Origin of the sequence: Pseudomonas sp. WS 5027 (assembly GCF_012985695.1) — a bacterium.
In the GTDB taxonomy this organism is placed as follows: Bacteria; Pseudomonadota; Gammaproteobacteria; order Pseudomonadales; family Pseudomonadaceae; genus Aquipseudomonas; species Aquipseudomonas hygromyciniae.
Genome location: NZ_JAAQWU010000016.1, coordinates 81,987 through 94,752, shown reverse-complemented (window position 1 = coordinate 94,752; position 12,766 = coordinate 81,987). Strand labels below are relative to the sequence as shown.

The window sequence follows — 12,766 nt, the reverse complement described above, 5'->3', positions numbered from 1 at the left end:
TTTACCCAAGGTTTACGTTTGTCGGTGATCGGTTAAAGTGTCCGCTGCTTTTTTGGCCTGTGATGACTTTGATGAATCCGTTGACCGTTCTGCGCGACTCTTTCTACTTTTTCCAGCGCAACCTGGGCGCCATCGTGCAGTTGTGCCTGCCGCTGGTGATTCTGGAAGCCGTCCTGCAACAAGTGCTCGACCGTTCGCTGGGCCCGGATGCATTCCCCGGCTACAGCGTGGTCGTGGGGTTGCTGGTGTATCCGCTGTACACCGCGGCCTTGATCCTGTTCCTCGACGCCCGCAGCCGTGGCGAGTCGCCGCGCACCGCCGACGTGCTGGCCATGGCGCTGACCCTGTGGCCTCGCTATGCACTGCTGACCGCCATGAGCACCCTGCTGATCCTGCTGGGGCTGTCACTGTATTTCCTGCCGGGGATATGGCTGATGGTCACCCTGGCCTTCGCCGAGTACTTGTTGGTTTTGCGCGGCATGTCTGCGCTGGCGGCGATGAAGGAAAGTTTGCGCCTGACCCGGGGGCATTTCCTGCGCATCCTGGTGTGCCTGTTGTGCGTAATGGCCCCATTGTGGCTGCTCAAGGGCGCCAGCGTCGCAGCCTGGCCCGACCCGCAGAACCCACTGCTGGCGGTGCTGATCGACAGCGCCCATAGCTTCTTGCAGTTGTTTACGAGCGTGGTGCTGTTCCGCCTGTTCATGCTGATCGCCGGTGATGCAGACGCCCGCTAACATGACCCTTGGGCTCCCGGCCGCCGGTCGGGTATGCTCGGTGCCTGTCCAGCAGCGCCATAAGGCGAGCCGATGACCCGTTTACTGCGTATAACCCTGCTGAGCCTGCTGATCCTCGCAGGTTTGTTGAGCGCCCTGCTCTACAGCCTGACCTGGCGCCCCGCCGACAAACAGACCTTGCCCGTCAGCTGCGTCGCCCCGCGTGCGCCGACGCTGTTGCCCGGCCAGGCGCTCAAGGTGATGACCTGGAACGTGCAATACCTGGCGGGCAAGAACTACGTGTTCTGGTACGACACCCCCGACGGCAGCGGCCCGGACGAGCGCCCCACCATTGAAGACATGGCCTCCAGCCTGGACGAAGTGGCACGGGTGATCCGTGACGAACAGCCGGACGTGCTGTTGCTGCAGGAGTTGGACGAAGGCGCCAAGCCATCCCATTACCAGGATCAACTGGCGCTGCTCCAGGAGCGTCTGGTGGACCTCTACCCGTGCAGCGTCCAGGCCTTCGACTGGAAAGCCGATTTTGTCCCCGACTGGCATATATTCGGCAGCGTCGGCCGCAAGCTGGTAACCCTCAGCCGCTACCAGATCGAACATGCCGAACGCCTGCAACTGCCGGTGGCTTCGGGCAACCTGATCAGTCGCCAATTCCAACCCAAGCCAGCATTGCTGCTCAGCTACCTGCCATTGAGCGATGGCGGCCAACTGGCGGTGCTCAACACCCGCCTGGACAATGGCGCGCCCGGCCACAGCGCGGTGCGCGAACAAGTACAGGCAACCGTCAAACTGCTGGATAAATTCGAAAGCCGGGGCACGCCGTGGCTGATTGGCGGGGATTTCAACCTGCTGCCGCTGGGGCAATTCCTGCGCCTGGACGCCGGCAGGCGCGGGCAGTATTCACCGGACAGTGAGCTGCATCTGCTGTGGGACAAATACCCGATGATCCCCAGCAACAGCCAATCCAGCGGGATTGACCGAGCGCAGTGGCTGACCCACTTCCCCAATGACCCGAGCCTCGATGGGCCGGATCGCACGGTGGATTATCTGTTCTTCAGCCCAAGGCTGAAGAAAGTTGATGCCAGAGTGCGGCAGGACGATACGTTGCGTATTTCCAATCATTTGCCGGTGATAGCGCGGTTCCTGCTGCCTGCGGCGCAATAGCAAACACCCCCAAACCCACTGTGAAATAGGGTTTGTGTAGGAGCTGGCTTGCCTGCGATAGCGGTCTGTCATCCAGAACCTGGCTAACTGACCCACCGCCATCGCAGGCAAGCCAGCTCCTACATTTAGATCTTCATCGGGCTTACTTGCGCGGCTTGATCCGCGCAGTCGCCTCTGCCACCAAGGGGTCATCCGGCCAGTAATGCTTAGGATACCGCCCCTTCAGATCCTTCTTCACCTCGGCGTAGGTACTGCGCCAGAAGTTCGCCAGATCCTGGGTCACCTGCACCGGCCGCCGCGCTGGCGACAGCAGGTGCAACTTCACCACCTGCCGCCCACCGGCGATGCGTGGGGTGTCGGCCAGGCCGAACAACTCCTGCAAGCGCACCGCAAGAATCGGCGGCTGCTCACTGTAGTCCACGCGCACCGATGAGCCCGACGGCACTTTCAAATGATGGGGCGCCAGTTCGTCCAGGCGCTGGGGCAGCGGCCAAGGCAACAGGTTATGCAGGAAGCTGGAAATATCCAGGTTGGCGAAATGGCTCAAGCGCGAGACCTTGCCCAGGTACGGCATCAACCAGTGCTCCAGGCTGGCGAGCAAGGCACTGTCGCTGACGTCAGGCCACTCACTGGGTTTGCCGGCATCCAGTTGACGCAACAGCATGACGCGGGCCTGCCACTGGCGCAGCTCCGGGGTCCAGGGCAGCAGCTCCAGGCCCTTGCGCCGTACCAGATTGACCAGCGCCTGGCTGCGGGCGGACTCGTCCAGACCCGTCAGCGGCTCGCGGCTGAGCACCAGTTCACCAACCTTGCGCTGGCGTTCGGCGCGCAACACGCCTTCGCGCTCATCCCAATCCAGTTGATCGAAGCTGCGCACTTGCTCGGCCAATACCGAATCGAACAGCGCCGGATCAAAATCCGCAGCCAGGTAGATCCGCTCTTCACGCTGGCCCTGCCGGCTGCCCAGGTCGGCGATCACCAACCATGCTTGTTTCATCAGGCTATCGGCCTCTGCAAACAACGCGGCGCGACCGTTGGCCAGGCGATATTCCGCACCGCCCGCACGACGCTGCTGCGCCACCCGGTCGGGGTAGGCCAGTGCCAGCAACGCGCCAAGCCAACGCGGGTGATCGGGATCGGCCACCGGCTGCTCGGCCTTGCCTCTCAGATAGCCGCGATATTGCCGGGCCAATTGCCTGGCCCGCTGTACGCCACCCTGGGTGCCACGGGCGCGCTCCTCGCCGGACAACAACGCCAGGCGACTGTGCAAATCGGCGCCCGCACCGCGCAAGATGTCGCGCTCGCCCAGTAGCGCGGCGACATCACACGCCATGTTCGCCAGCCCCAGGTCCTGGCCGCGCAATAACAAATGCGCGATACGCGGGTGCGCCGGCAGGCTGGCCATTTTCTGCCCGTGGGGAGTCAAGGTCGCGTCCTTCAACGCGCCCAGACGCTCAAGCAAATCCTGAGCCTGGGCATAAGCAGCCGTAGGCGGCACATCGAGCCAGACCAACTGCGTCGGCGTCACGCCCCAACGCGCAAGTTGCAGGGCGAGGCCGGCCAGGTCCGCCGAGAGAATTTCCGCGCTGCCATAGGCCGCCAGCCCTTCATGCTGGTCTTCGGACCACAAGCGATAACACACGCCTGGCTCCAGTCGCCCGGCCCGGCCTGCGCGCTGGGTAGCACTGGCACGGGAGATGCGCTGGGTGTCGAGGCGGGTCATGCCGCTACCGGGGTCAAAACGCGGGACCCGCGCCAGCCCCGCGTCGATCACCACCCGCACGCCGTTGATGGTCAGGCTGGTCTCGGCAATGTTGGTGGCCAGCACCACCTTGCGCTTACCCGCCGGCGCCGGGTCAATGGCTGCCCGCTGGGCTGCCAGGTCGAGCTCGCCATGCAGCGGGCACAGCAGCACATCGCCACGCTCACCGAGGGCATCGGCCAGTTGTTGATTGACCCGGCGAATCTCCGCCTGCCCCGGCAGGAACACCAGCACGCTGCCGGTTTCGTCGTGCAGGGCTTCAAGGATGGTCTGCACCAACCGTGGCTCGATAAATTCACCGGGCTGGAACGGCCGCCCCCAGCGCATCTGCACCGGGTACATACGCCCTTCACTGCGCAGGATCGGTGCGTCGTCCAGCAGACCCGACAAGCGTTCGCCTTCGAGGGTGGCAGACATGAGGAGGATTTTCAGCGGCTGCTTGTCGCGAAACAGCTCGCGGCCATTAAGGCTAAGGGCCAGTGCCAGGTCGGCGTCGAGGCTGCGCTCGTGGAATTCGTCGAAAATCAGCAGGCCCACGCCATCGAGTGCCGGATCATCCTGCAGGCGGCGGGTGAGGATGCCTTCGGTGACTACTTCGATACGGGTGTTGGGGCCGACCTTGCTGTCCAGGCGGATGCGGTAGCCAACGGTCTCCCCGACCTTCTCCCCCAGTTCACTGGCCAAGCGCTCGGCGGCGGCACGGGCGGCGAGCCGGCGGGGTTCAAGCATCAGGATGGTTTGCCCGGCCAGCCAGGTTTCATTCAACAGCGCCAACGGCACCCGCGTGGTTTTACCGGCGCCGGGCGGTGCTTCGAGCACGGCTTCATGGCGCGTCGCCAAGGCTTCACGCAAGGCGGGTAAAACATCATCGATTGGCAACGAATTCATACTGGCTCCAAGGCAGAGCGGCGAGTATAACGGCGAACGGCTGGATATCGGTGGAGTGCCGCTTCCAATTGGAATGCGACTAAAAGTAGGCGCTGGCTGGCCGGCGATGGGCATAGGTATCGACACAACTTGAACCCGAGCAGATAGGACTTTTGTGGCGAGCGGGCTTGCCCCGCGTTGGGCTGCGAAGCAGACCCAGTAAGCCGAACGCGGTGTATCAGATACTCCGTAGCGGCTGGATTTGGGGCTGCTTCGCAGCCCAGCGCGGGCGATGCGGCGTTCCGACAAGCCCGCTCGCCACAGGGGAACTCATCAGTTTCTGAAAGTTGTGTAGATACCTATCCACTTTAGGTGGGTGGCGCACGGTAGATCTGCTTTATAGTCACCCCATACAAGTTCAGGAGAATCCCATGCGTATTGCTACCCGTGTCATCGGCGGTGTTCTGGCCGTCACCCTGTTGAGCCAACTGACGGCCTGCGGTTCGATTTTCTATCCTGACCGCCGTGGCCAGATCGACGGCAAGATCGACCCGGCGATTGCCGTGCTCGATGCGGTCGGCTTGCTGTTCTACGTGATCCCCGGCCTGATCGCCTTCGGCGTGGACTTCGCCACCGGCGCGATTTACTTCGAGCCGGGCAAGACCGCACAAGTGGCCCCCGAGAAGCTGCAAGAAGCCATCGGTGCCGACGGCAAGGTGGATAACACCAAGCTGCAAACCATCATCGAGCACGAAACCGGGCGCAGCCTGCCGCTGGATGACCCGCGCCTGATCCAGTTCAAGGGCAGCGTGCAGCAACTCGCGTCCCTGGGCCTGCAACCTGCCGCGTAAGGATTTGATTGCCCCATGAGCACCAGCACCGAACACGCCCGCCTACTGCGCCTGGCCACCCGCGCCTCGGTTGGCGTGGCCAGCATCCTGATTATTGGTAAGGCCGTCGCGTGGTGGTTCAGTGGTTCGGTGAGCATGCTCGCCGGGCTGACCGACTCGCTGCTCGACGGCGTGACTTCGCTGCTCAACCTGCTGGCGGTGCATTACGCGCTGCGCCCGGCGGATGACGAGCACCGTTATGGGCATGGCAAGGCAGAATCCCTGGCGGGCATGGCCCAGGCGCTGTTTATCGCCGGCAGTGCGGTGTTGATCGCCTTCCAGGCTTACCAGCGTTTGCAGCACCCGGAGCCGGTGGGCGCGCCATGGCTGAGTATCGCGGTGATTGTGCTGTCGCTGGCGCTGACCGTGGCGCTGCTGACTTTGCAATACCGGGTGATCCGCGAAACCGGCTCGAACGCGGTGCGCGCCGACTCGCTGCACTACCGTTCGGACCTATTGCTCAATGGCAGCATTCTATTGGCGCTGGTGCTGGCGGCCTTCGGCTTGCATCAAGTCGATGCCTGGTTTGGCCTGGGGATTGCCGCCTATATCTTGTGGAGCGCGATCCAGATCGCCCGGGAAAGCTTTGCCGTGCTGATGGACGAAGAACTGCCGGCCGAAGTCAGCCAGCACATGCTCGAACTGGCCCGTAGCGTACCCGGCGTGCTGGGGGCCCATGATTTACGCACGCGGATTTCCGGCCACCACTGGTTTGTGCAGTTGCATCTGGAGTTACCGGGAGAGTTGAGCCTGTCGGTAGCCCATGACATCAGCGACCAGGCCGCCGATGCCATCCATCAGGCTTATCCACGGGCCGAGGTGCTGGTGCACGCCGACCCGCTGGAAGTGGTCACCGGCAACAAGACTTAGTAGGTCACCTGATACCCGCGACTGCTCAGGCAGTTGCCCTGGGCCTGGCGGTAGGTTTGCACCACTGCCGGCGCAGGCGCGTAGGTGACGGTCTGCGGGTCGAAGCCACTCTGCTGCACCGCCCAGCGATAGCAATCGTAACCGTCCTGCTGCACCTGGGCGGGCGATTGGCCGTTGGCGGGATAGGCCACCACGTCATACCCATTGCCCTGGGGCGCCGGCTGCGGCGGCAAACTGGCCACCGGCGGTTGCACCACCACGTACTGCTGGGTACTGGTCTCGTAACTGTAATAGGCGCCAGCGGCGAGAAAAAACAGCGCGCCGCCCACCCATACTTCCCGCGCATAGTCCGGCAGGTAATGCACACGAATCCCATAGGGTGGCGCGACCACTACGTAGCGCGGGCCTTGGGGGCGATACCAATAGCCGCCCGAGAAGAAATAATCCTGGCCGCGATAGGGCACGCGGTAATTACGGTCGGGGAAGCGGTCCACCGTGTAGCCGGGCCGATACTGCGGGCCGGGGCCCCAGCCATTGCCATGCCCGTCGGGGCGGCCTGGCCAGCGATTGTCATTGGGATGGCCGTTGTAGCCAGGGCGCGAGCCGGGACCACCGGCTTGCCAATGCGGGTTGCCGTCGTTGCGCCTGGGAATATCACGGTAATTGCCCTGGCGCGGCTCCTGGGTCTGGCCTACGGAATCGGGCCGGCCCTGGATTGGCAGGTTGCTACCGGCCTGGGGTGCAGGGCGTGGTGCTTCGTGGCCTTGCGGACGAGCCTGCCACTGGCCATTCTGGCCGCCGCGCTCACCCTGCGGGCTTGGCTGGATGTGCTCCGGGCGCGGCGGGTTGGCTGAATGCCCTCGCTCTCGCTGCCCGTCACCGCCCTGCGGACCTTGCCCCTGCCGTGGAGAATTGTCTCGTTCATCGGCCATCACCTGCGTGCCGAAGGTGACCATCAACATCCCTACACCTGCCAAACGCCAGATGCGCTTCATGCTATTCCTCACTGCGGATTAGGGCCTACGCATGAGACTGGAAAAGCCGGGCCCGGTTCTGCAACAGGTTATCAGTCGCCAGAACAATTTTCGCCGGCAAAAGAAAAGGGGCGACCCGTCGGTCGCCCCTTGAGAACTTCGTCCTGGCTCAACGCTTATGACGTTGGCTCACCTCACGCCGTCTTGTGGACAGTGTGTAGCCCGGGGGCCGGCGCAACCCGGTGGGGTTGGCGGGCCGCAGCCGGCCTGATTGGGCGGGCTGCAGTGGACTGTATGTCCGGGCAGTGATTCTGTTGGTAATCATAGGCGTGAGGCGCCGGCAGATGATTGCGAAGATTGCGTCAATAAACAGTGCTTGCGCAATTTTTAACCCTGGATAGATAATTCACAGCAATAGTTACGACAAAGGCCATCCCCATGAGCAAACTTGACCGATACGACCTGAGTATTTTGGCGGAATTACAGCGCGACGCGAGGATCTCCAACCAGGAGTTGGCCGAGCGGATCGGCCTGTCGCCGTCACCCTGCTCGCGCCGGGTCAAGCAATTGGAAGACGACGGCTACATCTCACGCCAAGTCGCCCTGCTCGACCGCAAGATGCTTGGCCTAAGCCTTACAGCCTACGTATTGATCGGCATGGACCGACACACCCCCGAGCGTTTCGAGAACTTCGAAGCGGCCATCCGCACCTTGCCGCAGGTGCTGGAATGCAGCCTGGTCACCGGGATGGATGCCGACTATCAGTTGAAAGTGGTGGTGCCAGATATGGATCACTATCAAAAACTGCTGCTGGGACACCTGACCCGGATTGAGGGCGTGACCAGCGTGCGCTCAAGCTTTGTGCTCAACCAGGTGCTTAACAGCACGGAGTTGCCGTTGACTCACCTGCGTACCTAAGACTCACCATCGAACCCATGTGGGAGCTGGCTTGCCTGCGATAGCGGACTGTCTGCTGGCATATCAGCGACTGAAACACCGCTATCGCAGGCAAGCCAGCTCCTACATTTTGAGCGTGCTCAGGCAGTGACACCTGGGTGCGACGCACCGACGCAGGTCAACGTTGCACCTGCCTCATTGCCTTATACTTCGCGCCTGCCTTTGTCGGAAACTGCCCAATGAATTCGATTGACCCCGTGCTGTTTGAAGAGTGGATGATGACCGGACTGGTCACAATCCTGATCATTTTCATGGGCTTTATCGTCTGGGATCTGGCGAAGAAATCCAAAGCCGGGCGTTTTGGCTCGATGATTCTGTTCTTCGTGCTGGGCCTGGGCGTGGCCGCGTTTATCATCAAGAGCGTGGTGATCGGCCTGATCGAATCCGGGGCTTTATAAGCGCGCCGGCACTTCGCGGTACTGGCCTTGGCCTAGGCCTTCAATCGACCAATCGCCGATTTTCACCCGCACCAGGCGCAAGGTCGGCAAGCCCACGGCGGCGGTCATGCGCCGTACCTGACGGTTGCGCCCCTCGCGAATCACCAGTTCCAGCCAATAGGTCGGCAAGTTTTTACGAAACCGCACCGGCGGGTTGCGCGGCCATAGTTCTGGCTCATCCAATCGCCGGGCTTCAGCCGGCAGGGTCATACCGTCATTCAACTCCACCCCCGCGCGCAGGCGTTGCAGATGCTCCTCGGTGGGCTCGCCTTCTACTTGTACCCAGTAGGTCTTTGCCAGTTTGTGCTTGGGGTCGGCAATCCGCGCCTGCAACTGGCCATCGTTGGTCAGCAGCAATAGGCCTTCACTGTCCCGATCCAGGCGCCCGGCGGGGTAGATGCCTGGAATATCAATGAAATCCTTGAGGGTCGCGCGCCCGCCTTCGTCACTGAATTGGGTCAGCACGTCGAAGGGTTTATTGAACAGGATCAACTTCGGCTCGGCCGGCGGCGCCTTGGCGACACGGCGAGCAGCGGCATGTGGAGGTTTCACGCCAGGGCGGCGCGAGTCGGGACGGGCAGGACGGGACATGGCAACGGAATATCTAACAGTCAGGATCCACCATGCTAGTGGCCTGACCGTTAAATAACCACCCCGCTATTTAGCGGAACGGCGGCTCGTCGAAGCTGCGCAGTTTGCGCGAGTGCAACGAGTTGAGCTCGGTGCGCAACAAGTCCACCGCCTCGATACCAATCTTCAAGTGCTGGCTCACGGCCCGTTCATAGAACGCGTTGGCCGAACCTGGCAACTTGATTTCACTGTGCAGCGGCTTGTCCGACACACACAGCAATGTGCCGTAAGGCACCCGCAAACGATAGCCTTGCGCCGCAATGGTGCCGCTCTCCATATCCACCGCCACCGCGCGGGACAGGTTGATCAGCGGTCGCTCCTGGGCCCAGCGCAGCTCCCAGTTGCGGTCGTCGTAGGTCAACACGGTGCCGGTGCGCAGGCGCTTTTTCAGCTCTTCGCCCTTCTCGCCGGTGACGTTGGCCGCCGCTTGTTGCAACGCCATCTGCACTTCAGCCAGCGCCGGGATCGGGATGTTCGGCGGGACCACCCGGTCGAGAATGCCGTCGCGCCGCATGTAAGCATGGGCCAGCACATAGTCGCCGATGGTCTGGGATTGGCGCAGGCCACCGCAGTGACCGATCATCAGCCAGCAATGGGGACGCAACACTGCTAGGTGGTCGGTGATGTTCTTGGCATTGGACGGGCCGACACCGATGTTGACCAGGGTCACGCCATGGCCGTCGCTGGCCTGCAAGTGGTAGGCCGGCATCTGATAACGGTGCCAGACCACGCCTGCGGCAATGGCAGACGCTTCGCCATGGTCCATGCCTTTTTCGATAATCACGTTGCCCGGCAACACCATGCGGATAAAGCGTGGGTCGCTGCGCAACTGTTCCAGGCCATGGACGATGAACTGGTCGACATAGCGGTGGTAGTTGGTCAGCAGAATCCACGGCTGCACATGCCGCCAATCGCTGCCGGTGTAGTGCACCAGGCGGCGCAGGGAGAAATCCACGCGGGCCGCATCGAATAGCGCCAGGGGCAGCGGATCGGTGTTTTCCCAGTCGTACAGGCCATCGGCGATGCCATCGGTGGCGGCGGACAGGTCGGTGCTCGGGAACACCCGCGCCAGGGTCGCGGCGGTCACGCCGGAGCCGGCCAGCTCGTCGCCCTGCTCCACCACATAGGGGTACGGGATATTCTGCTGACTGACGCCCACTTCCACCGTCACGGTGAAGTCGTGCATCAACGGCACCAGCTGCTCCAGCAGGTATTTGCGGAACGCCGCCGGATGGGTGACGGTGACGCTATAGGTGCCCGGCAACTGCACCTTGGCGTAAGCGCGGGTGGTCTGTGGGACTTCGCCATGACAGTGGTAGGTCAGGCGCAGTTCAGGGTAGCGAAAGAGCGCACGTTGTGCAGCGTCGGGCTCGACGCGATCCTTGAGGTATTGCTTGAGAGCCTGGTTGAGCGCGCCGGTGGCCCGCTCATGCAGAGCCGCCAGCCGGTCAACGGCCTCTTCAGCGGTTTGAACGACAACAAAAGCTTCGGTCACGGTAAGCATCCTGTGTTCTGACGTGCAGGCCTTCATCTTGCCTGCATCGCCGCCAGACGCAAACTCTGAATTGGCATGCCTGGTTATCCATAGGCTGACCTAACCACCTCTGAATTGGAATGCGTTCAAATGTAGGAGCTGGCTTGCCTGCGATGGCCATAGGTATCTACACAACTTCAGACACTGATGAACTCCCCTGTGGCGAGCGGGCTTGCCACGGGGGGGCGTCAGTTTCTGAAAGTTGTGTAGATACCTATGGCCATCGCAGGCAAATCAGCCCCTACATCGTTTACCGTGGTTATTCAGAGCGATGGGGTTGAGCGGGCAACGATGGCCTGCACATCCACACCTCGTGGCAAGGTGCCGTACACCCGCCCCGACGACTCACCCAGGCGACTGGCGATAAACCCATCGCTGACACTGGCGTTGCCCGCCTCCAGCAACAACTTGGCCTGCAACGCCACGGCGATATCCTCAGTCAGTTGTCGCGCCCGGTACTGGATGTCCTGGGTATCCATAAACGCCGACTTCAATTGCTCGATATGCCGCGCCAGGCGCTTATCGCCATGCCCATCGCCCAATTCGACAAACAATGTCTCCAGCACCCCGGGCTCTTTCGACAAGGCCCGCAGCACGTCCAGGCATTGCACGTTGCCAGAACCTTCCCACGTCGAATTGACCGGCGCCTCACGGTACAGGCGCGGCAGGATGCTGTCCTCGACATACCCGGCGCCGCCCATGCACTCGGCGGCTTCGTTGATCATCGCCGGCGCGCGCTTGCAGATCCAATACTTGCCCACCGCCGTCACCAGCCGCGCGAACTTGGCTTGCTGCTCATCGTCCAGATGATCCAGCGCCTGGCCCATGCGCAAGCTCAAGGCCAAGGCCGACTCACTTTCCAGGGCCAGGTCGGCCAGCACGTTTTGCATCAAGGGCTGCTCACTGAGCACGCGGCCACCCACCAAACGATGGGCACAATGATGGCTGGCCTGGGTCAGCGCCTGGCGCATCAAGGCGCTGGAGCCGACCATGCAATCGAAACGGGTCATGGCGACCATTTCGATGATGGTCGGTACGCCACGGCCTTCTTCGCCGACCATCCAGGCCAGGGCGCCACGGAACTCGACTTCACTGGATGCGTTGGAGCAATTGCCGAGTTTGTTTTTCAGGCGCTGGATATAGAACTGGTTACGCGTGTCATCCGGGCGCTGGCGGGGCAGGAGGAAACAGGTCAGGCCCTTGTCGGTCTGCGCCAGGGTCAGAAAGGCATCGCACATCGGCGCCGAGCAGAACCACTTATGTCCCACCAACTCATAGGGCTGGCCAGGGCCACCGGCGCCTACGGGATAGGCGCGGGTGGTATTGGCACGCACGTCGGTGCCGCCCTGTTTCTCGGTCATGGCCATGCCGATGGTCGCGCCAGCCTTATGGGCGATGCCGACGTTGCGCGGATCATATTCGGTGTTGAGGATTTTCGGCAGCCAGGTGTCGGCCAGCTCAGGTTGCAGGCGCAGGGCCGGCACGCAGGCGAAGGTCATGGTCAGCGGGCAACCCGTGCCGGCTTCGGCCTGGCTGTGCAGGTAGGTCAGGGCAGCGCGGGCGACATGGGCGCCCGCCAGGGGATGGGCCCAGGGCAACGACGGCAAGCCATGCTCAACGGCGGTACGCATCAGCGCGTGATAGGCCGGATGAAACTCCACCAGGTCAATGCGGTGACCATAGCGATCATGGCTGCTGAACACCGGCTTGTTCTGATTCGCCAGGAACCCCGCCTCCATCAGCGGCCCGCCCGCCAAGGCGCCGTAGGCATCGATACGCGCCTCGGCCCAGCCCGCGCCAAAGCGCCGCGACCATTCCTGCAGGGGCAGGTCGAGGCGATACAGATTGGCGCCGTCCAGGGACGGCGGCTGGTTGGTAACGTCGTGGGTTTCGGCGAACTGGTGCAGATTCATGACGGGCCTCCTGAGAAAAGGCCACGCTGATTGAGGC

At 62.4% G+C, this 12,766-nt stretch carries 11 protein-coding genes; 6 read left to right on the top strand and 5 right to left on the bottom strand.

Features of this window, described 5'->3' with window-relative positions; translation table 11 throughout:
- Nucleotides 1-71 precede the first annotated feature (71 nt).
- Together HBO09_RS19705 and HBO09_RS19700 are read left to right on the top strand one after the other, a co-directional pair.
- The gene (locus HBO09_RS19705; protein WP_169997631.1) at nucleotides 72-734 is read left to right on the top strand and encodes a YciC family protein; all 663 of its coding nucleotides are present in this window, start codon (nucleotides 72-74) and stop codon (nucleotides 732-734) included.
- A gap of 72 nt (nucleotides 735-806) precedes the next feature.
- On the top strand, nucleotides 807-1,895 hold the full coding sequence (locus HBO09_RS19700; protein ID WP_169997633.1) for an endonuclease/exonuclease/phosphatase family protein: 1,089 nt from the start codon (nucleotides 807-809) through the stop codon (nucleotides 1,893-1,895).
- Between the two features lie 142 nt (nucleotides 1,896-2,037).
- On the opposite strand, the gene hrpB is transcribed toward HBO09_RS19700, so the two are convergent.
- Nucleotides 2,038-4,545, bottom strand: coding sequence for an ATP-dependent helicase HrpB (hrpB, locus tag HBO09_RS19695; RefSeq protein WP_169997635.1), 2,508 nt, complete (start codon nucleotides 4,543-4,545; stop codon nucleotides 2,038-2,040).
- Nucleotides 4,546-4,955: 410 nt separating this feature from the next.
- Here hrpB and HBO09_RS19690 point away from each other — a divergent pair, with 410 nt between their 5' ends.
- Together HBO09_RS19690 and HBO09_RS19685 are read left to right on the top strand one after the other, a co-directional pair.
- Nucleotides 4,956-5,375 (top strand): polyribonucleotide nucleotidyltransferase, encoded by a 420-nt coding sequence (locus tag HBO09_RS19690; protein ID WP_169997637.1) that lies wholly within the window; start codon nucleotides 4,956-4,958, stop codon nucleotides 5,373-5,375.
- Between the two features lie 15 nt (nucleotides 5,376-5,390).
- Nucleotides 5,391-6,284: a cation diffusion facilitator family transporter gene (locus HBO09_RS19685; protein ID WP_169997639.1), complete on the top strand. Its 894-nt coding sequence runs from the start codon at nucleotides 5,391-5,393 to the stop codon at nucleotides 6,282-6,284.
- On the opposite strand, the gene HBO09_RS19680 is transcribed toward HBO09_RS19685, so the two are convergent.
- Nucleotides 6,281-7,279 (bottom strand): DUF6515 family protein, encoded by a 999-nt coding sequence (locus HBO09_RS19680; RefSeq protein ID WP_169997641.1) that lies wholly within the window; start codon nucleotides 7,277-7,279, stop codon nucleotides 6,281-6,283. The two genes, HBO09_RS19685 and HBO09_RS19680, sit on opposite strands and share 4 nt — an antisense overlap.
- 417 nt (nucleotides 7,280-7,696) lie before the next feature.
- Between HBO09_RS19680 and HBO09_RS19675 the strand changes: the two genes are divergently transcribed.
- Nucleotides 7,697-8,176: an Lrp/AsnC family transcriptional regulator gene (locus HBO09_RS19675; protein WP_003176264.1), complete on the top strand. Its 480-nt coding sequence runs from the start codon at nucleotides 7,697-7,699 to the stop codon at nucleotides 8,174-8,176.
- Nucleotides 8,177-8,403: 227 nt separating this feature from the next.
- A complete protein-coding gene (locus HBO09_RS19670; protein ID WP_032861950.1) occupies nucleotides 8,404-8,613 on the top strand; it encodes a DUF2788 domain-containing protein in 210 nt (69 codons plus the stop codon).
- Here the strand turns inward: HBO09_RS19670 and HBO09_RS19665 are convergent.
- From HBO09_RS19665 to HBO09_RS19655, 3 genes are all read right to left on the bottom strand, one after another.
- The gene (locus tag HBO09_RS19665) at nucleotides 8,608-9,243 is read right to left on the bottom strand and encodes a pseudouridine synthase (RefSeq protein WP_240344666.1); all 636 of its coding nucleotides are present in this window, start codon (nucleotides 9,241-9,243) and stop codon (nucleotides 8,608-8,610) included. The genes HBO09_RS19670 and HBO09_RS19665 overlap by 6 nt on opposite strands.
- 70 nt (nucleotides 9,244-9,313) lie before the next feature.
- The gene (amn, locus tag HBO09_RS19660) at nucleotides 9,314-10,813 is read right to left on the bottom strand and encodes an AMP nucleosidase (protein ID WP_169851182.1); all 1,500 of its coding nucleotides are present in this window, start codon (nucleotides 10,811-10,813) and stop codon (nucleotides 9,314-9,316) included.
- Between the two features lie 266 nt (nucleotides 10,814-11,079).
- Nucleotides 11,080-12,729 carry an acyl-CoA dehydrogenase family protein gene (locus HBO09_RS19655; protein ID WP_169997643.1) on the bottom strand — a complete coding sequence of 550 codons (1,650 nt, stop codon included), beginning with the start codon at nucleotides 12,727-12,729 and terminating at the stop codon, nucleotides 11,080-11,082.
- Nucleotides 12,730-12,766: the final 37 nt, after the last annotated feature.